General features: G+C 68.7%; 13 protein-coding genes. 6 read left to right on the forward strand and 7 right to left on the reverse strand.

All coding sequences use genetic code 11. From position 1 onward, the window contains the following. Positions 1-22: 22 nt before the first annotated feature. The 4 genes from LZC94_25685 to LZC94_25700 form a co-directional block, all read right to left on the reverse strand. A complete protein-coding gene (locus LZC94_25685) occupies positions 23-589 on the reverse strand; it encodes a Uma2 family endonuclease (protein WXB11252.1) in 567 nt (188 codons plus the stop codon). Positions 590-732: 143 nt separating this feature from the next. After that, positions 733-2115 carry an NAD(P)(+) transhydrogenase (Re/Si-specific) subunit beta gene (locus tag LZC94_25690; GenBank protein ID WXB11253.1) on the reverse strand — a complete coding sequence of 461 codons (1383 nt, stop codon included), beginning with the start codon at positions 2113-2115 and terminating at the stop codon, positions 733-735. Next, positions 2112-2423 (reverse strand): NAD(P) transhydrogenase subunit alpha, encoded by a 312-nt coding sequence (locus LZC94_25695; GenBank protein WXB11254.1) that lies wholly within the window; start codon positions 2421-2423, stop codon positions 2112-2114. The genes LZC94_25690 and LZC94_25695 overlap by 4 nt, the downstream gene beginning before the upstream one ends. Continuing rightward, a complete protein-coding gene (locus LZC94_25700; protein ID WXB11255.1) occupies positions 2423-3556 on the reverse strand; it encodes a Re/Si-specific NAD(P)(+) transhydrogenase subunit alpha in 1134 nt (377 codons plus the stop codon). Before LZC94_25700 ends, LZC94_25695 begins: the two co-directional genes overlap by 1 nt. A gap of 220 nt (positions 3557-3776) precedes the next feature. On the opposite strand from LZC94_25700, the gene LZC94_25705 reads away from it, so the two are divergent. Further along, on the forward strand, positions 3777-3941 hold the full coding sequence (locus tag LZC94_25705; GenBank protein WXB11256.1) for a hypothetical protein: 165 nt from the start codon (positions 3777-3779) through the stop codon (positions 3939-3941). Between the two features lie 33 nt (positions 3942-3974). Here the strand turns inward: LZC94_25705 and nadB are convergent, their stop codons facing one another. Next, a complete protein-coding gene (nadB, locus tag LZC94_25710; protein ID WXB11257.1) occupies positions 3975-5603 on the reverse strand; it encodes an L-aspartate oxidase in 1629 nt (542 codons plus the stop codon). 171 nt (positions 5604-5774) lie between these two features. Here nadB and LZC94_25715 point away from each other — a divergent pair, with 171 nt between their 5' ends. The 5 genes from LZC94_25715 (at position 5775) to recR (ending at position 11211) form a co-directional block, all read left to right on the forward strand. Further along, positions 5775-6599 (forward strand): electron transfer flavoprotein subunit beta/FixA family protein, encoded by an 825-nt coding sequence (locus LZC94_25715; protein WXB11258.1) that lies wholly within the window; start codon positions 5775-5777, stop codon positions 6597-6599. A gap of 40 nt (positions 6600-6639) precedes the next feature. Next, the gene (locus LZC94_25720; protein WXB11259.1) at positions 6640-7596 is read left to right on the forward strand and encodes an electron transfer flavoprotein subunit alpha/FixB family protein; all 957 of its coding nucleotides are present in this window, start codon (positions 6640-6642) and stop codon (positions 7594-7596) included. Between the two features lie 92 nt (positions 7597-7688). Then, on the forward strand, positions 7689-9977 hold the full coding sequence (dnaX, locus tag LZC94_25725) for a DNA polymerase III subunit gamma/tau (protein WXB11260.1): 2289 nt from the start codon (positions 7689-7691) through the stop codon (positions 9975-9977). A gap of 253 nt (positions 9978-10230) precedes the next feature. Then, positions 10231-10551: a YbaB/EbfC family nucleoid-associated protein gene (locus LZC94_25730; protein WXB11261.1), complete on the forward strand. Its 321-nt coding sequence runs from the start codon at positions 10231-10233 to the stop codon at positions 10549-10551. Between the two features lie 48 nt (positions 10552-10599). Continuing rightward, entirely contained in the window at positions 10600-11211 is a 612-nt protein-coding gene (recR, locus tag LZC94_25735; GenBank protein ID WXB11262.1) for a recombination mediator RecR, read from the forward strand. Here recR and LZC94_25740 read toward each other — a convergent pair. After that, positions 11116-11994 (reverse strand): DUF374 domain-containing protein, encoded by an 879-nt coding sequence (locus LZC94_25740; protein ID WXB20246.1) that lies wholly within the window; start codon positions 11992-11994, stop codon positions 11116-11118. The two genes, recR and LZC94_25740, sit on opposite strands and share 96 nt — an antisense overlap. After that, positions 11994-23618: a tetratricopeptide repeat protein gene (locus LZC94_25745; GenBank protein ID WXB11263.1), complete on the reverse strand. Its 11625-nt coding sequence runs from the start codon at positions 23616-23618 to the stop codon at positions 11994-11996. The genes LZC94_25740 and LZC94_25745 overlap by 1 nt, the downstream gene beginning before the upstream one ends. Positions 23619-23820 lie beyond the last annotated feature (202 nt).

The raw sequence follows: 23820 nt of genomic DNA on the forward strand, positions 1-23820 counted from the left end.
GGGAGCTGCCGGCGCCGCCGTTCTAGCGCACGGGCTTCGCGTAAACCGCGTCCACCTCGATGGCGTGGCCGTGCAGCGTCAGCGATTGCCCCGCTTGCGCGACTTCATGGATCCAGCGCCCGCGCTGCGGCCGCCGAAACACCTCGATGCGACGCTCGTACTGCGAAACGAGGACGTACTCCTTCAAGGACGAAATTCGCATGTAATAAGCAAATTTCTCACCGCGGTCGTAGCCTTCCGTGCGGTCCGAGAGGACCTCGACGAGCAGCGTCGGGTTCGTGATCGCTTCGCCGAGCTTCGCCACGCGATAGGTCGCCAAAGGACCGCACACGACCGTCGCGTCCGCGTACGTCGCGAGCTTCGTTTCGGCGATGTAGAGCATCACCTCGGATGAATAGACGGAGCACTCATCCAGCAGGGCGTTTCCCAAGATCCGAACGATCGACCCGATGAGGCGCGCATGCTCGATCGTCCCGCGGGACATGTCGTACACGACCCCATCGAGCCACTCGTGCCTCGATTCGCTCGTCTCCTCGGCCTCCCAGAAGGCTTCCAAGGTGACATAGGAGGGCGTTACGGCATTCGCCATGAAGCTAACGGTAGCACTTGTCCACCGTAGCTACGAGCATCGGTAGCTGCAGCTCCGATAGCGCCTCGCGATGACCCATGGGCCCGCGTGCAGCACCCGCTGCCGCGTGCACCTCGACCGAGGCGAAATCACGTCGAAATCGCCTAGTGATGCCCTTCCTTGAGCGCCGCCACGAACCCAAGCAGCGTCTTCTTCGCGTCCCCCAGCACCATCATCGTATTGGGCAGGAAGAAGAGCTCATTCTCCACCCCGGAGAAGCCCGGATTCATGCTCCGCTTGAGCACGATGATCGAACGCGATTGCTCCACATTGAAGACGGGCATCCCGTAAATCGGGCTCGCCGGATCCTTCTTGGCCGCCGGATTGACGACGTCGTTGGCGCCCACCACGATCACCGCATCGGTGCGCGGAAAATCGTCGTTGATGTTGTCCAAGTCGTAAAGCTCGTCGTACGGCACGTTCGCCTCGGCCAGCAGCACGTTCATGTGCCCCGGCATGCGCCCCGCGACGGGGTGAATCGCATACTTCACTTCCACCCCACGCTTTTGCAGCGACGCCGCCAGATCCCGCACCGCGTGCTGCGCCTGCGACACCGCCATGCCGTAACCGGGCACGACGATCACGTTCTGCGCCGCACGCAGCACCCCCGCCGCGTCGTCGATGGTGGCCTCGTTGAACGCAACCGCACCGCCGGTGGGCGCCGCCGTCGGCTCGATGGCCGTGCCGAACGCGCCGAACAGCACGTTCGTGAAGGAACGGTTCATCGCTTTGCTCATCAGGATCGAGAGCAAAAGACCGGACGATCCGTCGAGCGCACCCGAGATGATCAGGATGTTGCTCCCGATCGCAAAACCCGTGGCGGAGGCCGCGAGGCCCGCGTACGAGTTGAGCAGCGAGATGACCACCGGCATGTCGGCGCCGCCGATCGGCAGGACCGCCAGAACGCCCAGCGCAAAGCCGATGCCGCTGGTCGCGTAGAACAGGTTTGGCTGCGCGGGCTCGATGACTTGGTAGACGAGCATCCCCAACGAGGCCACGAAGAGCCCGATGTTGAGGACGTTCTGGCCTTTGTAGGTGACGGGCGCCCCCGTGATGATGCCCTGCAGCTTCCCGAACGCCATGATGCTTCCGGTGAACGTCAGAAAGCCGAAGAACGTCTCGAAGCCGAGCGCGCCGGTGGTCAGGCGCGACACGTGGCCCTCGGTGTGGATGTACTCGGAGACACCGACGAGCGCCGTGGCCAGACCGCCGAAGCAGTGCGAGAGCGCAATACGCTCGGGCATCTTGGTCATCGGGATGCGAAGCGAAATCGCGGTGCCGATGGCCGAGCCCAGGCAGATGCCGGCGATGATCCACGTGTAGCTGATGATCTCCTTGTGAAGGAGCGTGGCCACCACCGCGATGAACATCCCCAGCTCGCCGAGGACGATGCCCCGGCGCGCCGACTCGGGGGAGCTCAGGCCGCGAAGGCATAAAATGAACAGGACCGACGCAACCAGGTACGCCAGGCTGAGGAGCGGGGTCATGACTTGTCCGCCCCTTTCTCCGCGGGCCCGCGGCGCTTGAACATGCGCAGCATGCGGTCGGTGATCATGAAGCCGCCGACCACGTTGATGCTCGCCGCGGTCACCGCGATAAAGCCCAAAATGGTGCTTATTTGGTTGTGCTCGGAGCCGGCCGCCACCAACGAGCCCACCAGCGAGATGCCGCTGATGGCGTTGGTGCCCGACATGAGCGGCGTGTGCAGGAGCGGCGGCACACGCGAGATCACTTGATAGCCGACGAAGGTGGCCAGCACGAAGATGTACAGGCCGAAAATGAGCTCGCTCGACATTAGAGTCGTTCCTTCACCTTGGGGTGGACGACGTCTCCCGCGACCGTGATCAGGCACCCCCGCGTGATCTCGTTCTCGGGATCGAGATGGAGGGCCCCGTCTTTGTTGCACACGTGAAGAAGCAGCTTCTCCATGTTGCGCGCGTACATCTGACTCGCATGAATGGCGACCCGGCTCGGTAGATCCAGCTCGCCCAGAATGCTCACGCCATGGCGCACCACCGTCTGCCCCGGCTCCGTGAGCGCGCAGTTGCCCTGCTGCTCCGCCGCCAGATCGACGATGACCGAGCCCGGCTTCATCGACTGAACCATCTCCTCGGTCACCAGCACCGGCGCGCGCTTGCCCGGAATGAGCGCCGTGGCGATGACGACATCGGCCGTCTTCACATGGCGCGCGATGGCCTCGGCCTGCTTCTTCTTGTACTCCTCCGACGTCTCTTTCGCGTAGCCGCCCTCGGCCTGCGCGTCCTCGCCGGATTCGACCTGCACGAAGCGCGCCCCCAAGCTCTCCACTTGCTCTTTCACCACCGCGCGCACGTCGAACGCTTCGACCACCGCGCCAAGACGCTTCGCCGTTCCAATCGCCTGCAGACCGGCGACGCCGGCGCCGAGCACCAGCACCCGCGCCGGTGCGATCGTTCCAGCCGCGGTCATGAGCATGGGGAAGAAGCGAGGGAGCGCGGCCGAGGCCATGAGCACCGCGTAGTAGCCGGCGATGGTGGCCTGGGAGCTGAGCACGTCCATCATCTGTGCCACGGTGGTTCGCGGGATCATATCGACGGCGATGGTCGTCACCTTTCGCGCCGCGAGCGCGCGCACCAACGGCGCGTTTTGCTCCTGCAGCGGGAAGAGCGGCGCGATCAAGGTGGAGCCTTCACGCAGCCGCGCGATCGACTCCTCGTTCGGCACACGAAGTCGCAGAACGACATCGGCCGATGCGTAAAGTGCACTGCTCTCCGGTTCGACGCTCGCACCGCCCGCGCGAAATTCTTCGTCGGTGATGCATGAGCCAGTGCCCGCGCCGCTCTCAATCGAAACGTCGATTTTTTTCGATGCGAGCCGCTTGACCGAGTCCGCCACCAGCGGGACCCGCTTCTCCCCCGGAGTCACCTCTCTCGGTACCCCCACTCTCATAGGGCCTCTGTATCACGTTCCCGATTTGCCGCGGTGTCCCAATGCATTTCTCCTCGTGCTTAGGGCGCGATTCGGAAGTGGGTATTTTTTTCACGGCGCGCGCTTCATCTTTGTCTCGTTTTTGTCTCGTTTTCGTCGCCGCCGTTTTGTTGCCCATGTTTCGCGTCTCACGCTAGCCCGCTTAACTCAACAGACCATGCGCAAAGCACTCCCCTCCAACGTGCTCGAAGAGCTCACATCCAACCGCGAAGTTTCCAAGGGCAAAACCCGCCCGTCCCGTCGGAAGCGCGCCACGAAGACAACGGTCGCCGCGCCCACGGTTTTCGACCGGCTCGCGAGCGCGCTTCAACCTGCGCTCGACGAAATCGACCTCGCCTGGGCGTGACCGGCACGCCCAGAGTTCCGCGTCGATGTGCGGTCAACGACCGCGGAGGTGGGCGGGCACGCCGCGCTTCACCACCGTATCGCGCGCACCGCGGGGATCGAGCTCCGGGTAATCGATGTTGTAATGAAGTCCGCGGCTCTCGCGGCGCGCGGAGGCGCACTCCACGATCAGCTGGGCCACCGTGGCGATGTTGCGAAGCTCGAGGAAGTCGCGGGTGACGAAGTAGTTCCAGTAGTACTCGCCAATCTCCTCTTGGAGCACGCTGATGCGGCGGGCGGCGCGGCGAAGTCGCTTTTGCGATCGCACGATGCCGACGTAGTTCCACATGAAGCGGCGCAGCTCGTCCCAGTTCTGCGTGATGACGACGGCTTCGTCGCTGGTCCCCGCCTCGCCCACGTCCCACTCGGGCACGTCGGGCCAGGGTGCGCTGCGGTCGATCTTCTTGAGCGCTTCGGCCGCACGGTGCGCGAAGACCAGGCCCTCGAGCAAGGAGTTGGACGCCAAGCGATTGGCGCCGTGCAGCCCCGTGTGCGACACCTCGCCGATGGCCCAGAGGCCCGGGATGGTCGTGCGCCCCTCCAAGTCGGTGGAGACACCGCCGCACTGGTAATGCGCGGCGGGGACCACCGGGATGGGCTGCACGGTGATGTCGATGCCCCAGCGCAGGCACTCCGCGTAGATGCCCGGGAAGCGGTCTTTGACGAAGGCCGGCTTCTTGTCGGTGATGTCGAGCAGCACGTGCTCGGCGCCCGAGCGCTTCATCTCGTGGTCGATGGCGCGGGCCACGATGTCGCGCGGCGCGAGATCGGCCAGGGCGTGGTGCTCCTTCATGAAAGAGGTTCCGTCGAGCCTTCGCAGCACCGCGCCCTCGCCACGGAGCGCCTCGGAGATGAGGAACGTCTTGGCCTGCGGGTGGTACAGGGCCGTGGGGTGGAACTGGTAGAACTCCATGTTCGCGATCTCGGCGCCGGCTCGGAAAGCCATCGCCAGACCGTCGCCGGTCGCCACATCGGGGTTGGTCGTGTACAGGTAAACTTTGCCCGCGCCGCCGGACGCCAGGATGGTGTGGCGCGCGAGGATGGTCACGACCTTGCCGACGCTCACGTCGAGCACGTAGGCGCCGACGCACACCTCGGGGCCGCCGTACTTGGCCAACGTGATGAGGTCGATCCCCATGTGCTCCTCGAAGATGCGGATGCGCGGCTGCGCAGCCACCGCCTCGAGCAACGCGCGCTCCACCTCCCGGCCGGTCATGTCGCTCGCGTGGGCGATGCGGCGCGCGCTATGGCCACCTTCGAGGTGCAGATCCAGCTCGGCGTCGCGCGGATCCTGATGCGCGACCGAGGAGCCCTCGGCGCGATCGAAGCGCGCACCGATGGCCCGCAGCTGCGCGATGCGCGCGGGGGCCTCCTTCACGCAAATTTCGACCGCGCGATCGTGGTTCAAGCCGGAGCCCGCTACCACCGTGTCGCGGATATGGGCCTCGAAGGTGTCGCCTTCTGCGAGCACGGCCGCGATTCCGCCCTGTGCGTACTTGGTGTTGGACTCGTCGCGGGCGCGCTTGGTGACGAGGATCACGTCGCCGTGGGCAGCGGCTTCCAGCGCGAACGTGAGCCCGGCCACGCCGCTACCAATGACGAGAAAGTCGCAGGTCGTCTGCATGTTGCGCGTATTGTGGGGCTATCGTGACGAGGTTTCCACATTCCTCGAGGGGTGGCCCGCCACGTTTCTATGACCCGTCGGTTGACAGCAGCGCGTCTTCCTCTTAAGTACGACCCGTCAACTGAATCGCCATTCATTAGACAGACCAATCCCAATAAGGAGAGCCCGGTCGTGAAAGTTCTCGTCCCCCTCAAGCGCGTCAGCGATCCGGACAACGCCAACAAGATCAAGATCGCCGGCGGCAAGGTCGATACGACCGGCCTCGAGTGGAAGCCGAATCCGTTCGACGAGTATGCGGTCGAAACGGCGCTTCGTCTGACCGAAAACGGCACCAACCCGAAGAAGCGCGAAGGTGAAGTCATCGTCGTCACCTTCGGTCCGAAGGAGACCGAGATGACCCTGCGCGCCGCCCTGGCCACGGGCGCCGACCGCGCCATCCGGGTCGACGCCAAAGACGAAGACCTCGACGGCGATCTCGTCGCCCGCGCCCTGAAGGCCATCGTGGAGAAGGAAAAGCCGGACCTGGTCCTCGCCGGCAAGCAGGCCGTCGACGGCGACTCGAACCAAGTCGGACAGCTCCTGGCCGAGTACCTCGGCTGGCCCCAGGCGACCTTCGCCGGCACCATCAAGAGCGAAGGCGACAAGTCGCTGGTGGTCGGGCGCGAGGTCGACGGCGGCACCTTGAACGTGCGCGTTCACCTGCCCGCGGTGGTCACGGTCGACCTTCGCATCGTGGCCCCCACGAGCGTCACCTCGATCCACACGCCCCCCACGCACAAGTACGCCGATGGCGTTCGCTTCGCGGCGCTCATGGCCATCATGGCGGCCAAGAAGAAGCCGCTGGTCGAGCTCAAACTGGCCGACTTGGCGCCCGACGCGGCGCTCAAGATCAAGTACACCGGCTTCGAGCCCCCCGCCGCGCGCAAGGCCGGCGTGAAGGTGAAGACGGTGGGCGAGCTGGTGCAAAAACTCAAGACCGAGGCCAAGGTCATCTGACCCGCGCGAGCGAGAGCGAAAGAGAAAGAGAGATCCGAAGATGAACATTCTCGTCATCGCCGAGCTTCACGACGGCTCCCTGCGTAAGAGCACCCACAGCGCCATCACCTTCGCGCGCCAAGTGGGCGCGCCGTTCTCGATCCTGGTCATCGGGTCGGGCACCCAAAATGCGGCCACCGACGCCGCGGCCTTCGGCGCACAAAAGATCCTGGTCGCCGACGATGCTTCGCTGAAAGATCCGCTGGCCGAGCGCTACGCGCCGGTGGTGGCCCAGGTGGCCAAGGCGGGCGGCTTCGACGTCGTCGCCGTCACCGCGAGCTCCTACGGCAAAGACCTGGCGCCGCGCGTGGCCGCCAAGTTGGGCGCGGGCTACGCGACCGACATCAGCGGCGTGAAGAACGAGGGCGGCAAGCTCACGTTCAAGCGCCCCACCTACGCCGGCAACGCCTTCGGCTACGCCGAGGTGCAGACGCCGGTGAAATTGGTCAGCGTCCGCCAGAGCGAGTTCGCGGCGGCCGAGCCCAGCGGCGGCGCCTCCCCGGTGGAAAAAGTCGCCATTCCGGCGGCCGATCCCGCGGCCTCGCGCGTGGAGTTCATCTCGCTGGAGGCCGCGAAGAGCGAGCGTCCGGACCTCGGTGAGGCCCGGGTCATCGTCTCCGGCGGGCGCGCCCTCAAGGAGCGCTTCGCCGAGGTGCTCGATCCGCTGGCGAACCTGCTCGGCGCCGCCGTGGGTGCCAGCCGCGCGGCGTGCGACGCGGGCTATGCGCCGCCGGAGCTGCAAGTCGGACAGACGGGCCGCGTGGTCGCGCCGCAGCTCTACTTCGCCATTGGTATCTCGGGCGCCATCCAGCACCTGGCCGGGATGAAGAGCTCGAAGAACATCGTGGCCATCAACAAAGATCCCGAGGCGCCCATCTTCCAGGTGGCCGACTACGGCCTCGTGCAAGATCTTTTCACGGCGGTGCCCGAGCTGATCACGGAGCTGAAAAAAGGCTGACGGGCCGGGGCGAGAACGCTTTTGGGTGCACATGCGCGCGCGCGGCCTCGTAGGTCTCGCATCGGCGCGCGCATTGATGTAACTCCATCGGGGTGAGCTACCTCGTTCTCGCCCGCAAGTACCGGCCGCAGTCGTTCGAAGATTTGGTCGGACAGGAGCACGTCGCGCGCACCCTCGCCAACGCGATCGAGGGGGGACGCGTGGCGCATGCTTTTCTCTTCACCGGGGTCCGCGGTGTAGGGAAGACGACCAGCGCACGCCTCCTCGCCAAGTGCTTGAATTGCCTGGGCGAGGATGGAAGCGCCAAGGGCCCCACGGCCAAGCCGTGCCAAGTATGTGCAGCCTGCAAGGAAATTGCGGCCGGCAACGACATCGACGTGCAGGAGATCGACGGCGCCAGCTACAACGGCGTGGACGAAGTGCGCCGCCTGCAAGAGGGCCTGGCGTTCCGGCCGGCGCGCGATCGCTTCAAGATTTACATCGTGGACGAGGTCCACATGCTCTCGAACGCGGCCTGGAACGCGTTCCTGAAGACGCTCGAGGAGCCGCCTCCGCACGTGAAGTTCATCTTCGCGACCACCGAGGTGCACAAGGTGCCGGTCACCATCTTGAGCCGGTGCCAGCGCTACGATTTCAAGCTGATCTCCACGCAGCTCATCGCCAAGCGGCTCGAAGAGGTGCTGGCGCTCGAGAAGATCGAGGCCGACGGCGGCGCCATCGCGGTCATCGCGCGCGAGGCCGCGGGATCGATGCGCGACGCCATGAGCCTGCTCGATCAGGTCATCGCCTTCAGCGGGCAAAAGCTCACGGCCGAGGACGTGGCGCGCGTCTTGGGGGTGGCCGATCGGCGGGTGCTGCACGAGCTGGGGAGCGCGCTGGTGACCGGCGACGCCAAGGCGACCCTCAAGGTCGTCGATGGTCTGGCGCAACAGGGTTTCGACTTTGCGCACGTCGCGCGCGACGTGCTGCAGCACCTGCGCAACTTGGTGGTCGCCAAGGTGTCGGGCGAGGACGGTCGCGAGCTCTTGGACTTGGCGGACGAAGAAGTCGCCGACGTGATGTCGCTCGCGAAGCAGACCGACGGCGACGATTTGATGCGTCTCTACCAGGGCTTCTCCAAGGCGTTCGATGAAGTGGTGCGCAGCGGCCAGCCGCGCGCGGCGCTCGAAATGTTGTTGGTGCGACTGGCGCGCCGGCCGGCGTTGCTGCCGCTGGACGAGCTCTTGGCGCGCTTGGGTGAGCTCGAACGGCGGCTGGGCGGTGCTCCTCCGCCGCCGCGGGGTGCGGCGTCTGGGGGCGGCGGCGCGGGGGGCTCGCGTTCGCGCGGCGGGGCCGTCGACCAAGGGCCGGCGCGGGCGGATGCGGCGCCGAGCTCGTCGATGTCCATGTCGCAGGCGGGTGCGGCGCCGAGCGTGTCGCCGCAGTCCGATGCGCCATGGGCGGCTCCCCCGCCCCAAAGTACGCCCGTGTCGCGGCCGAATTTCCCGCCGTCGCAGGCGAGCGCGCCGCAGGGTGTGCCGCAGGCGAGCGCGCCGCCGCGGAATTTCCCGCCGTCGCAGGCGAGCGCGCCGCAGGCTGACGTGCCATGGGCGGCTCCCCCGCCCCAAAGTACGCCCGTGTCGCGGCCGAATTTCCCGCCGTCGCAGGCGAGCGCGCCGCAGGCGAATCCGGCGTGGGCCGCGCCACCGTCCCAAAGCCCCGCCTCGCCGCGGCCGAATTTCCCGCCGTCGCAGGCGAGTGCGCCGCAGGCGAATCCGGCGTGGGCCGCGCCACCGTCCCAAAGCCCCGCCTCGCCGCGGCCGAATTTCCCGCCGTCGCAAGCGAGCGCGCCGCAGGCGAATCCGGCGTGGGCCGCGCCTGCACCGCAGGCTCCGGCGCCGCCGCGGCCGAACCCCCTGCCGCCGCCGCCGGTGCAGGCGAATCCATCGTTCGACATGCCCCCGCTTCCGAAGGCCGTGGCGCCCTCGAAAGAGGGCGGCGACAACCTCGCCTCCTGGCGGCGGGTGGTCGAACGGGTGCGCGCCACGCGCCCGCCGCTGGCGTCCATCCTCGAGCACGCGTTGCCCATGGAGATCGGACCAGAGCGCATTCGCATCGCCCTCGACGAGCTGCTCGCGTCGCAGGCGCGCGAGGCCGACGCGTTCTCGCTGCTCACGCAGGAGGCGCGCAGCCTCTTTGGCGACGTGACGCTCTTGCTCGAGGAAAAAACGCCGAGCCAGACGGCGGCCATGACCTTGGCTTCGATGGCCATCGCCCGAAGGCGCGAGGAGCTCACGGCCGCGCGAAACGCCGTCGCCGAGCACCCGCTGGTGCGCCACGCCATCGCGCTCTTCAACGCGGATCTGCGCGAGGTGCGGCTCCCGGCAGGCGCCGAGGATTGACCGCACGCCCGAGGTCGCGGCCCTGCTCCGCGCACGCGAAGGGTGCGTCCTCGGCCAGCCGCCGCCCCGCGGATCGGGGTAAATGCGCGCGAGCCGCGTTTCGGTGAAACGGTGCATGCGCAATGGGGCTCGTTGGACTAGGAGGTGCGTCCTCGGCCGGCCGCCGCCCCGCGGATCGGGGTAAACGCGCGCGAGCGCGTTTCGGTGAAACGATGCATGCGCAATGGGGCTCGTTGAACTAGGATCGCGGGTTATGCAATTTCGCGGCGGGATGAACGAGCTCATGCGTCAGGCAGCGCGCATGCAGCGGAAGATCGAGCAGACGAAGGATCAGTTGAAGGACACCCAGGTGACGACCTCCGCCGTCGGCGACAAGGTCAAAGCCACGGTGACCTACGGCCGAAAGGTCGTGCGCATCGAGATCGATCCCGAGTTCCTGGCGAGCGAGGGGATCGAGCTCGCGCTCGACGGGGCCTGTGCGGCCATCAATAGCGCCCTAGAACAGGCGGACAAGGCCATGGAGGCCGAGCTCGAGAAGATCACCGGCGGGGTCAAGCTCCCGGGGCTCGTTTAGTTTTCGTTTCGACGGCATTTGGCAGGTACGTTCGACGGGTAAGAAGGCGTGATTTCCTCGCGATCGAAGCGAACCATCAACCTTTTTGCCCGCCTGCCCGGCGTGGGTGAGAAGACCGCCCAACGGTATTTGCTCTATCTCCTCACCGCCGAAGACGAGCTGGCCGCGGAGCTGGGTCGCGAGCTCGTGGAGCTGCGGCAGCACCTTCGCCCGTGTGACCTTTGCGGCAACATCGCCGAGATCGATTCGCTCGAGGCGGCCGCCATCTGCACCATCTGCAGCGATTCGAAGCGCGACAAGACGCTGCTGTGCGTGGTGGCCCGGGTGCACGATCTGCTCGCCATCGAGCGCGCCGGCAGCATGCGCGGTCGCTACTTCGTGCTGGGTAAGCTCTTGAGCCCCTTGGAGGGCGTGGGCCCGGAGGATCTTCCCATCGAGCGCCTGCTCGTGCGGGTGAAGAAAGAGGGCATCCAGGAGATCATCTGCGCCACCCCGCCCAGCGTCGACGGCGAGGCCACGGCGCTCCTCCTCAAACGCGAGCTCGCACCCTTCGGCGTTACGCTCTCACGCATCGCCAGCGGCGTCCCGCACGGCGGCGATCTCGAGTTCGCCGACCCGATCACCATGGGCCGCGCCCTCGCCGGCCGGCAACGGCTCTAACACCTTCGCCGATAGCAGCGCCAACGCCGTGGCGTTGGCGCTCGCGATCGCGCGCTCAAGCTCGTCCGCGGTCGCAGTAGCGGACGCCGACGCCAACGCCGCCGTGGCCCCCGACGCCGTCGCCTCGGACGCACCGTCCGGCAACAGCGGCGCGCCGAGCACGATTTGCACGCGCGAAAACGGGAGCGGCAAGGTGAATCGATCCCACGCCCGCGACGCCACCCATGCGCGCGCGCTGGCGCTCCCCATGGGAACGAGCACGCCGCCCGTGGCGCGGGCCGCCAGGATCGCGCCCTCTTTCACCTTGCCGTAAGGACCGCGCGGCCCATCGACGGCAAACGCCGCGTCGGCGTCGCCCCGTTTCACCTGCCGAATCAACGCCGCGAGCCCGCGCACCCCGCCACGCGAGCTCGACCCGCGCACGATGCCGAACCCCAAGCAACGGAGCGCCACCGCCTGCATCGCCCCGTCGTGCGAATGGCTCACCATCACCACGGTGCGCCTCCGCCTGCGCCACGCCAGCAGCGGAAACTGCGTCCCATGAAAGAACGACAACACCCACGGCCCCGCGCCGGCCGACACGCCACCAACACCGCCCGCGCCGCTCCCCCCACCCTGCCCCGACCCGCCCGCGCCCACCGCGAGCAACCGCGGATCGACCCAGACCCGCACCCGCAACGTCCGAAGCCAAAGCGCCGCCACCAGCCCGAGCACGAAGCCCGCGAGCTTCCGCCCTCGCGCAGCCCACGCGACCGCGACCGGACGCGCGGGCGACGCCGCCATCAACCTTTGAGCTCCTCCAGCTTGGCCTTCGCGCGATCGAGGCTCGGCTCGTTCTCGATGGCCCGCTCCAGCATCTGCACGGCCTTCGCCTTGTCGCCCTGCTTGGCGCTGATCTCACCGAGGTAATAGAACACCTCGCCCTTGGAGATCCCGGTGCTGTTGTCCAGCCGCTGGAGCAAGAGCGCGCGGAAGGTCTTCTGCGCGCGATCGAGATCGTTCGTCTCGAACGCGAGCACACCGAGATCGCGGAGCACGTTCACCGAGCCCGGATCGATCTTGAAGGCCATGTCGTACTGCACCAGCGCCACGTCCTTGTCGCCGAGCGAGGCCAGCGCCTTGCCCAAGCGGTGGTGGTAGACGCTCAGCTCCTTGCTCCGCTTGGCGCCGTAGGACGAGATCACCTTCTCGAGCACCTGCGTCGCGTCGCGCTCCCGGCCCGCCGCGGTGTAGGCGTCGCAGAGCAGCAAGAGCAGCTCGCGATCGTGCGGGGCCGTCTTCGCCAGCTGCTCGAGGAGCGGAACGGCGTCCGCCTCCGAGTTGCGCTCGCGGATGTGGATCTCGGCCGCGCGCCGCAGCAAGCGCACGTACTCGGCCCGCGCCCCGCCCATGGGCGGCGGAGCGCTCGACACCGGCGCCGGCGAAGGCCGCGACGGACGCGCCCCCGGCGGGACCGAGATCGGACGCCCGCCCGCGTTGCCGGAGATGTCGGCCGGCGCGAGCAGCACGTCGGGGTGCTCCTTGGCCACGAGCTCCGCGTCGCCCACGAGGAGCGCCGCCAGCTCGGTCCAGCTTCGCTTGCGCTCGTAGAACGCCCGCAGCTGCTCGCGTACCTCTTCGTTCCCGGGCTGGATCTCCAGCGCACGGCGAAGGGCCGCGGGCACGCCATCTTCGTCGCCCAGCTTGGCGCGCGCGTTGGCGAGGCGCAGGGCGAACTTCACCCCGGCGTCGTCCGGCACCACGCGTGTCAGGGTCGAGAGCGCCGTCGATGCGCGCTCCCACTCGCTCCGGCTCTCGGCCAGCCGCGCCACGGCTTCCAGCGCCGCGCGGTGCTCCGGCTCGCGCTCGAGCACCCCTTCGAAGGTCGCGAGCGCGCGCGGCGTGTCCTTGAGACGCGTCTCGAACACCTCGCCCAGCCGCACCTTGAGCGCCAGCTCCTTCGTCGCATCTTGATCGCGCTCGGCGCGCTCGATCTGCGTGTTCAAGAGCTCCGCCAGCTCCTCGTCCTGCCCCGTGCGCTCGAACAAAGTCGAGAGCGCGAGCACCGCCTCGCCGTGCGCCGGGACCTCGTCCAGGATCGCGCGCAAGGTGTCGATGGCCTCCGTCGATCGATCGAGCTCCATCTCGAGCTTCGAGAGATCGAGCCGCAGCAAGGTGCGCTGCTCGGGGCTCTCCGCCGCGTCGATCAAGTCCTGGAGCAGCCGCGCCAGATCGCCGCTCCGGCCCGCTTGCGCGTAGAGCTCGCGCAGCTTGGACGACGCCGCCGCGTCGGTGGGATCGCTGTCGCGCAGCTCCTCGTAGAGCTTGATGGCGCCCGCGATGTCGCCGGCCTTGCTGGTCATCACCTCGGCCGCGCGGTGCTTCAAGCTCGCGATCTTCGGACCGTCCGCCTCCATCTCCGAGCGCCGCAGCAAGAGCTCGATGACCTCTTTGTGATCGCCTGCCCGCTCGCGGAGCTTGGTGAGCTCCTCCAGCGCCCAGAGGTTCCCTTCGTCCTCCGTCAGCCAGTCGCGCAAGGCGCTCTCGGCCAGCGCCGGATCGTCGAGCTTCGTCTCGGCGATCTCCTTCGCCTCGCGCAAGAGCTCGCCCAGCAGCTGCAGATCGGTCTCCAGCCGCGCGCGCGTCCGCAAGGTCTCGACCAGATCGCGCTCGCGTCCCGGCGCGCGCCGCAGATCTTCGAGCGCGCGCAGCACGTCCACGTTCTCCGGCTCCAAGGAGAGCGCCTTGACGAAGGCCTCCTCGGCCACCTCCAGGGTCTTCAGCTCGTCGCGCCGCCAGGTGCCGAGGCGCACCCAGAGCTCGGCGGCCGTGTGCGTCGGCACGTCCTTGGCCGGCTTGTTCTCGGAGGCCACGAGCGCCTGCGCCAAGGCCTCCGTCAAGGAGCCGAACCCGTTGCCGCCAGGGCTCCCGGCGATGCGCTCGGCCTCGCTCAGCACGTCCACGTCGGTCAGATCGTCGACCAGGGCCGCCTCCAGCACCCGCTGGGCGCCGAGCAAATCCTTGGCGTCGATCTCGAGCACGCGCGCCAGATCGAGCCGCGCGCGCGAGCGCTCCCGCACCCCCGGCGCGCGCGTCACCTTGCGCTCGTAGAGGCGCGCCAGATCGCTGGTGCGGCCCAGGGTTCGGTACACCGACTCGAGCGCCTCGAAGGCCTCGTCGAAGAGGTCGCCCTTCTCGAGCAGCGCCTCCATCGCGTCGCGGCTCGGGCCGTGATCGGGCACCTGCTCGACCGCCAGCCGCAAGGTGGAGAGGCCCTTCGACGGCTCCTCGAACTCGCGGATCTGCAAGGTCGCCAGGCGATGGTAGAGATCCGCCTGCGCCCCGGGGGTCGCTTCCACCGCGATGCGGCGCTCCAGCACGTCGGCCAGCGCGCGCGCATCGCCGAGCCGCCCGAAGAGCCGATCGAGCGCCGAGAGGACGGCCTCGTTGTCGCCCGACTGCTCCGCCGCCGAGACGTACGCCCGCGCGGCGCGCGCGTCGTCGACCAGCTTCTCCTCGGCCACCCTGCCGAGCCGCATGAACAAGTCCGTCGCTACGTTCGCGTCGAACAGCGAGCCCGCGCGCTCCGAGAGCGCATCGGCGTAGCGCTGCCACGACTCGCTCTTCTTGCCGGCTGCCGCCACCCCGCGGCCGCAGATGCGCTCGATCTCCGCGTGCAGCGAGGCGTCCTCCGGCGCCTCCGACAGCGCCCGCAGGAGCGCGGCCTCGGCGCGCTCGAGGTCGTCCAGCTTTTGCTCCGCCACCTCGGCGATGGCGCGCAAGGTCTGCGTGCGCTCCGAGGGCTCGATCTGCGAGCGGAGGCGCATCTCCAGCACCTGCAAGAGCTCCTCGTGCCGCTCGGCCTTGCGGAGCACCGGCTCGAGCGCGTCGGCCGCCTCCCCGCGCAGCTCGTCGCGGCCCTCGCCCAGCTCGCGGATGGCCTTCGCCGCCTCTTCGTCGAACGCTCCGCCCTCGAGCACCTCGCGGTACGCGGTGAGCGCCTGCGGAGCGTCGTCGAGCTCGTGCGCCAAGAGCGCGCCGATGCGCTTGCGCAAGGTGCGGCCCTCGGCCTCGTCCTCGGTCATCACCACCTGCTGCCGCAGGTTCTCGAGGAGCTCGTGCCACATCTTCTCGGCCGTGTAGAGCTTGTCGAGCCGGCGAACGACGTCCACGTCGCCCGGCCGCACCGAAAGCGCCAAGTCGAGCACCTCGATCGCCTCGCGGCGATCGTGGAGGCCGAACTCGTAGCCGTTGGCCGCGTCGATGTAGAGCTGGAACTTGAGATCGGCCTCGTCGTCCGTGCAGAGCTCCACCCGGCGGCGGTACAAGTTGATCAAGCGCGCCGGATCGTTCTTCGCCTCGTACAGCTCGATGAGGCGATCCATCGTGAACGCGTTGTCCGGCTCCAGCTCCAGGGCGTGCTCGAACGCGTCGATGGAGCCGGCCGCGTCCTCCAGCATGTCGCGGCGCACCTCGCCGATGCGGCGCCAGGTGCTCGCGCGGCGCTCGTCGTCGGTGGTCAGCTCGGCGCGCTTGCGCAGCACCCGCTCCAGCATGGTCCAGTCGGCGAGCAAGGTCGCCAGCTCGTCCATCTGCTCCAGCGGCTCGATGTCCGTCTCGTCCGCGCGGAAGAGCCGATCGTACGCGTCGAGGGCCGCGCGCGGATCGTCGCGACGCTCGTTGTGAAGGCGCGCCAGCGCGCCGAGCAGCTCCTTCTCGGTGATGCCCGAGGTGCGCTCGATGCCCCGCTGGTACGCGTTCGCCAGATGGTCCCAGCGCGAGGTCACCTCGGCGAGCCGATCGAGCTCCGCCCGCGTATCTCCGTCGTCCGGATCGAGCACGAAGGCGTCGCGCACCGAGTCGAAGGCTTGGTTCGGATCCCGGCCGCGCGTCTCCCAGAGGCGCGCCGTCTCCCGCAGGATCGCCACCCGCTCCGAGTCGTCGTCGGCGATGCCGAGCCGCTCGAGGTTGACGGACACCAGGTGCCGCCAGTCGTCGGCGCGCTCGTAGATCGGGCGCAGGATGTCGACCACGTGCGCCTTGTGCTCGGGATCGGCGATGAGCGCCTCGAGGGCCGCGATGGCCTCGTTCGCCGCCGCCGTCCCCGGCGCGAGCTCCACCACCGTCTCGTACTCGTCGATGGCCGACGCCGTGTCGTGGAGCTTCTCCTGCAGCAGCTTGCCCAGCACGATGCGGAACTTCGCCTCGTCGTCCGGCAGGGCGCTGTGCTCGGCGCGCCTTCGCGTCAGATCCGCCAGATCGCCGTAGCGGCCGCGCCGATCGTACAGTCGCGCGAGCGCCTCCAGCGACGTGACATCCGTCTCCTCCACCTCGAGCGCCTGACCGTAGGTCTCGATGGCCAGATCGTCGCTCTGGAGCTCGATTTCCTGCAGCCGCGCGATCGTGTGCAACGTCGCGAGCCGCGCCGCCGGGTCCTCGCGGTACTCCAACGCGCTCCGGTACAAGTCGACGCGCGCCTGCGATTGACCCGTCTCGCGCAAGATGCGATCGATCGACTCGAACGAGACGTCGTCTTCTTCCGGCGCGAACGCGTGCGCGCGGCGGTAGAACGAGAGCGCGCGATCGGTGTCGCCGAGCTGCTCGTAGAGTTGCCCCGTGCGGCGCGCCAGCTTGGCGGTGGCCGGCTCGTCGGCCGTCACCTTGCCGAGCTCCGTCGCGTAGATCTCGGCCAGGCGGGCCTCGGCGTTGGCCACGCGCGCCAGGCGATCGAGCTCGTGCCACGTCGGCTCGTCGGTCAGATCCTCGGCCAAGAGCTTGGCCGTCGTCTCGAGGGCGGCCGGGTAGTTCTCGGCCTGCTCCTCGTGCAGCCCGGCGAGGCGGCGGAGCAGCTGCCGCTTCTCGTCGGGATCCTCGCTCACGTCGAGCCGCGCCTCGAGGGTCGCCATCACGCGGCGCCAATCGTGGCGCGCCAGGTAGACGTGCTCGAGCATCTCGGCCGCCCGCGCGGCGTGCGCGCGATCGCCCATGAGCCCTTCGAGGGAGGCCACGGTGGCCGGGTGACGGCTGTCGAAGCTGAGCGCCGCCTCGTATTGATCGAAGGCGCGGTGATGCTCGCCGAGGCGCGTCTCGTACACCTCGCCCAGCTTGTGGTGCAGCCCCGCCTTCACCTCGCCCGGCGGGCCCTTGGCGATGCGGCCCTCGTAGAGCGAGATGAGATCGTCCCAGCGCTCGGTGGCCGTGTACAAGCGCTCCAGCGCGAGGAACGCCGTGTCGTCCTGGTAAGCGTCGTGGATCAGACGGTACGTGTCGATGGCGCCCGTCGGATCGTGGAGCGTCTCGTCCGAGAGGCGCGCCTGCTTGAACAGAATGCGCCGGCGCTCCGAGTCGTCGTCGGCCACCTCCGCGCGGCGGCGGAGGATCTCGAGCAAGGACGTGGGATCGTTCGCCTCCTCGTAGAGCGCCTCGAGCGCCTCGAGCGCCGTTCGGTCATCGCCGCGCAGCTCCAGCGCGCGCACGTAATAGCTGCGCGCGCCCGCCTTGTCCGCGAGCGCGTCGCGGAGGAGGGAGGCGATCTTCAACGTGACGGTGACCTGCAGATCGCCGTCGACCAGATCGGGCACCACCAGCCGCAGCAGATCGACCAGCTCGCCGTACGCCCCCACCGCCTGGGCGAGCCGCTCGGCCCTCTCGAGCCATGGCAAGAACTCCTCGGCCGACTCGGCCTCGCGCAGCGCGCGGAGCGAGTAGCCGAACGCCCTGCGCGGATCGCCCAAGGTCACCTCGGCGGCGCGCGCGGCCTCGCGGTACAGCCCGAGCCGCGCCTCGCGCTCCTCGGCGTACTCCGCCTCGATGTCGATCACCCGGAGCAGCGACTCTTCTTGTCCATCCGCCTCGTACAGCGGACGCAGGATCCCCGCCACCTCGCGGCGCACGTCGGGGTGCTCGAGCAAGCCCTCGAGCGCCGTGCGGCTCGGGGCGTGCGTCGCCTCGATCATCAGCGCCTGCCGGAACGCTTCGATGGCCTGCGGCACCTCGTCGAGGCGCTCGCGCCGGACGGCGCCCAGCTTGGCCAAGAGCCCCAGGCGGCTCTCCTCGCCGTCGGCGATCGACAGCCGCGCCTCGATGGTCTCCGCCAGATCCGGCCAGCGCTCGGCCGTCTCGTAGAGACGCTCCAGCGCCGAGAGCGCACCATCGTCGGGGCCGAACTCGTCGACCAGCGCGCGGTAGGCCAAAATGGCCTCGGGCACGTCGGAGAGCCGATCGGCCAAGGTCGAGGCCACGCGCTCCATGAACCTCCGGCGCTGCGGCGCGTCCCCCACCTGCCGCTCGCGCGCGCGCAGGATCTCGACCAGCGCACGCCACTCCCCGGTGCGCTCGTAGAGCCGATCGAGCGCGCCCAGCGCCGCGCTGTCGAGCGGATCGTCGTCGAGCCGCGCGCGCCACGCGTCGATGGCGCCCTTGGGATCGTCGAGCGAGGTCTCGCAGAGCTCGCCCAGCCGCCCTTGGATCTCGCGCCGCGCGGCCGGATCCTCCTCCAGCTTCACCTCGGTGCGCAGGATCTCCGCCAGATCGCGGGTGCGCCCCGACGCCGCGTAGATGCGCTCCAAGGAGCGCGCGATGGGCAGCGCCAGCTCGGTGTCGTCGGGGCCGATGACCAGCACTTGCCGGTAGACCGCCTCCGCGCGCTCCGCGTCGCCCAGGTGCCGCTCGAGCAGCTGCGCCAGCTCGCTCAAGATCTGGGCCCGCGGCTGCGGCACGCCCGCAGCGTCCGCCGACTCGGCGAGCACCCGCGCCGCCTCCTCGAAGGCGCCGAGCTTCTTCGCCAGGGTCAAGAGCCCTGCGCGCGCCTCCACGTCGTCGGGCGCGATGGGAACGAGCCGCGCGTAGACGTCGAACGCCCCCTCTTGCAGCCGGTCGTCGCGGAGCTCGGCGATGCGCCGGAGCAGCTCGCGCCGCTCCTCGAGCATCGAAGCCGTCTCCAGACGCACCTCCAGGATGCGCACCAGATCGCGCGGAGCATCGAGCGCGATGTAAACCTGCTCCAGGATGGACGCCGCCCGCGGACGGAGCCCGGGCACCGTCAGGCACTTCTCCGTCAGATCGCGCGCCTCGCGGTTGGTCGGATCGGCCTGGAGCACGTCCTCCAAGAAGCCGATGGCCGTGGCCGGATCCTCGAGCCGCGAGATGTACAGCGACCCCAGACGAAGCTTGAGGGCCACCGCCTCGTCGAGCGACGCCGTGGGCAGCCGGTTTTGCAGCAAGGCCGCCAAGCTGGTCCAGCGCTCCTCGCCCGAGTAGAGCGAGTCGAGCGCGCGCACCGTCTGCTCGTGGTTCGGCTCGAGCTGCAGGATGCGCTCGTAGTACGCGATGGCCTTGGGCCGATCGCCGGTGATCTCCTCGGCCACCAGCGCCACGTCGGCCAAAAGATCCGCGCGGCGGTTCAAATCGGGGGCCGCGGAGATGGCGCGCTCGTAGAGCCCTTCGAGCTCCTCCCACCGCTCGAGGGTGGTCAGGATCTGCTTCAGCCGCGCGAAGGCGCGCTCATTGCCCGGATCGCGGGTCAGGATGCGCTCCAGGTACGGCTGCGCGGAGACGATGTCCCCGAGCATCTCGTCGTACAAGGTGGCGGCCCGCTCGGCGAGATCCATCTCCACCGTCTCCGGCAGGCCGGTCTCCCCCAAGGGCGGAACCGCCTCCACGATGGCCGAGACGAAGTGGTGCGCGCGGTGCGTGCGGTTCGAGAGCACCGCCAGGCGGTCCCACAGCTCGAGCTCCATCGGGAACTCGGAGGCCGCGCGCGCGATCACGTCGAACGCCGTGGTGGCCGCGCCGACCTTGCCCTCGTACACGTCGGCCAAGCGCGAATACAGGGCGATGCGATCCTTCTTCGCCGCCGCCGTCGCGATCATCACCTCGAGCACCTCGGCCTGCTGCTGCGCGTTGCCCGTCTCGTCGTAGTGCGCCTCGAGCAGCACCGCCGCGCGCCCGCGCGTCTCGGGGACGTGCAGGAGCTCCTCGATGACCTCCACCGCCCCGCGGTACTCCGCGCTGCCGCTCCCCGCAGGGCTCCCCGGCGGCGGACGCGGCACCAAGTCGAGCGCGCGCTGCCCCGCCGCCAGCGCGTCGAGCGGGCGTTTGAGCTCCGTCATGTAGAGGCGCGCGAGCTCCACCTCGCGCTGCGCGCGCTCCATGCCCTCGCGCTGATCGCGGTCCTTCTCCAGCGCCTCGGCCGCGCCGGCCGGATCGCCCTGCGCGCGAAGCAGCCGCGCCAGCGAGCGGAGCGCCGTCCCGTGCTGCGGCACCAGCTCCAGGATCTTGCGGTAGATGGCGATGGCCTGGTCGGGATCGCCGAAGACGTCCTCTTCGAGGGTCGCCCACTCGGCGTAGAGGTGGATCTTCCACGAGGTGTTGGCGCGCGAGACGCGGTGCTCGAACAGCCATCGCAGATCGTCGCGGCGGCTCTCGCTGCGCAGGAGGCGATCGAGCGAACCGACGATCTCCTCGTCGTCCGGGTTGTCCTCGACCAAGGAGCGGTAGGCCACGATGGCGTCATCGACCCGCCCCAGCTCCAGCGCGTAGACCTCGGCGATCTTCGAGCGCAACGTGCGCCGCGCGTCGAGCTCCTCCGGCGTTACGCTGGGCCCGAGCTTCGTGTCCTTCAGCCGCGCGTTGAGCGCCTCGACGAAGGCCGCCCACTCGCCCGAGGCCCGCGTGGCCTTCTCGAACGTCCCGAGCGCGCCCTCGCGGCCCGGATCGAGCTCGTACGCGCGCCGCGCATAGGCAAACGAGCCGGCCCGGTCGGAGAGGTTGTGCCCCGTGATGTGCGCCAGCTTGTGGAGCAGCGCGAGCTTCTCCTCGCGCTCCTCCGCGTGCCGCAAGAGCACCTCGTAGAGCGGAGGCAAGCGCGCCCACTTCTCCTCGCGCTCGTAGAGCGGAACCAGCGCCGCGGCCGCGCGCTTGTCGTCCGGCCGCACGCCGAGCACGCGCTCGTAGGCGCGGAAGGCCCGCTCGGGCGCCCGCAGCCGGTCCACGTAAACGTCGGCGGCGCGGTACGAGAGCTCGATCTTCGCGTCCGGATCGGGCGTGCGATCGGCGGCCGACGACAGCACCTCGGCGAGGCCCTCGAAGTCCTCCGTGGTCGCGTAGAGCTCCGTCAGCCCGTCGTAGTCGGCGTTGGCGAGGAACGTATCGCGCAGCACGCGCAGCGCCTTGGGGTGCCCCGGCGACAGGTCGAGCACCCGCCGCCACGCCCGCATCGAGCCCTTGGGATCGTGCAAACGGTCGGCGTAAATCGACCCGAGCTTCTGCAGAATCGCGAGCTGCGTCTGCGTCCCGCCCGGCGTCCCCGCCGCGAGCTCCACGCGCCGCTCCAGCACCTCGGCCACGGTGGCGTAGTCCTTCTCGCGATCGGCGAGCTTCTCCAGCGCGTCGAGCGCCACCTGCGAGCTCGGCTCCTCCGCGAGCACCTTCTTGTACGCGATCACCGCGTCGGGGCCGCGATCGAGCCGATCGGCCGCGAGCTTCGCCATCTCGAGCCACAGCGCCCGGCGCTCTTCGCCCGCGGCGGCCGCGCTGGCCCCCTCGCCGGCGTCTTCGCCCTCCGCCGCCGGAGCGGGAGCCTCCGCGGGCGCCGCCTCCATCCGCTCGACTTGCCGCGCGAGCAGATCGTAGAGCGGCTTGTAGGCGCGCCGTTTGGTGTAAAGCTCACGCAATTTTTGGTTCGCCTCGCGATCGTCGGGCGAAGCGTCGAGCAGCTTCTCGTAGGCGTCGACGGCGTTCTGCATGTTGGAGAACTGCTCCAACCAGCGCCGCGCCACCTCGCGGTAGATCTCGGTGCGCGCGCCCACGTCGGTCTCGAGCTCGGCCACGCGCGCTTGCGTGGCCAGCATCTCGCGCCAGCGACCGAGCGCCGCGTAGACGCGCGCGAGCTCGCGCGCCGCGTCCTTGTCGGTGGGATCGAGGGTGGAGATCTGCGAGAGCACGGTGACCAGCGCCGAGTCGTTCTTCAGATCGTTGCGGTAGATGGCCGCGATGTCGCGCAGGATGGGCAGGCGCGCTTCTTTGTCCTCCACCCCGACCTTCTCGAGATCGCCGCGCAGCAAGTCCGCCAGGGCGTTCCACCCGCCGGTCTGCCGATAGAGCCGCTTGAGCGCCGCCCGCGCCTCTTTGTTGTTCGGATCCTGCCGGAGCAAAGACCGCCACTGCTCGATGGCCCGCGTGGCGTTGGCGCCGTCCTCGGCCAGCTGGGCCAGCTCGGCCACCAAGGTCGCGCGCGTCGGACCGTCGGTGAGCACGCGCTGCGCGTCGGTGAGGATCTGCGTGAGGCGCCCGATCTCGCCCTTCTCGGCGCACCACTGACGGAAGAACGTCAGCATCTGCGGGTGCGCCGGCTCGATCTTGCGGAGCCGCGTAAAGTACGGCTCGGCAGCGTCGGTCTTCTCCCGCATCTTCCAGTGCACCATGGCGATCTGGAGGAGGATGCCGGCCTCTTGCCCTGGCGCGAACGACCCCGCCGCGAGCTGGTCTTCGTAGAGCCCGACCAGGTTGTCCCACTCTTTGCGCTCGGTAAACCGGTCGACCAGCGCGGCCGTAGCCTCCACGTTCCCGGGGGCGATATCGACCACCGCTTGGTACGCCTGGATGGCCTTCTCGGGATCGTCCAGGCGCTTGGCGTAGACGCGGGCCAGCCGTAGGTAGGCGGCGCTCTTCTCTTCTTTGATGGTGCTCTCGCGCGCCAGCTGGTCCAGGACCTCGGCCACCTTGGCGTGCTCGCCGCGCTGCCGGTACACGCGCTCGAGCAGGATGGCCGCCCGGCGGTTCTTGGGGTCGATGTCGAGGGCCTTCTTCAGGCCGGTCACGATCTCGCCCTCGAGCGCCTCGAGCTTCTTCTGGCCCTTTTGCCCCTCGCCTTGCAGCTGCGGGCGCCCATACCGGTACGCCGCCTCGGCGCCCGTGACGAACAGGGAGCTCTTGAAGGCCGGGTCCTTGGTGCTCTTGGCCTCGTCGACATAGCGTTTGACGATCTCGAACCACTTGGTGCGCTTGCCCTCGGCCCGATCGAGGGCCTCGGTCGCGGTGCGCTCACCCGGGCGCAGCTCGAGCAAATGCATGTACGCGAGGCTCGAGCCCTCGTCGTCGAGCAGCTCTTCGTCGAGCACGCGGGCAAGCTCGGCCACCAGAGCCGCTTCCCGCTCGGTGCCCTTGGCGATCTCGACCTCCCATTGGAGCAGCCGGGCCACGGCTTCGTACTCGCGCCGCAGCTCGTGGGCACGGCGGGCCCCCTCCAGCAAGGTGGCCAGCTCCTCCTTGGAGAGCTCCGAGGACTCGGGGGGTACCCCTTCCGGCGGTTGCGAGATGCCCGACTGGCGTGAGTAGCCAACGGCCTCTCCGAGATCAGCCCATGCTCGCCCGTTGTCCGGATCCTCTTGAAGAACACCGAGAGCGTTTCGAATCGTCTGCGCGCTCATCCATCACCCTGGGGCATCCGCCCCCTGCTCGCCCCTGCAAGTGGCCTTTATTGGAGCTGCTTAAGCTGCCTTCATGACGTGTGCGACCTCGAGGACGTGGAGCCTCGCAAAACCTGGTACCCGCGACCTGCAAACCTTTGCAAAACCTGGATCCTCGGAAACCTTGCAAACGTGATGGATGAGGCCATCCATGTTCGTTTCA

Source organism: Sorangiineae bacterium MSr11954, assembly GCA_037157815.1.
GTDB classification, from domain to species: domain Bacteria; phylum Myxococcota_A; class Polyangia; order Polyangiales; family Polyangiaceae; genus Pendulispora; species Pendulispora albinea.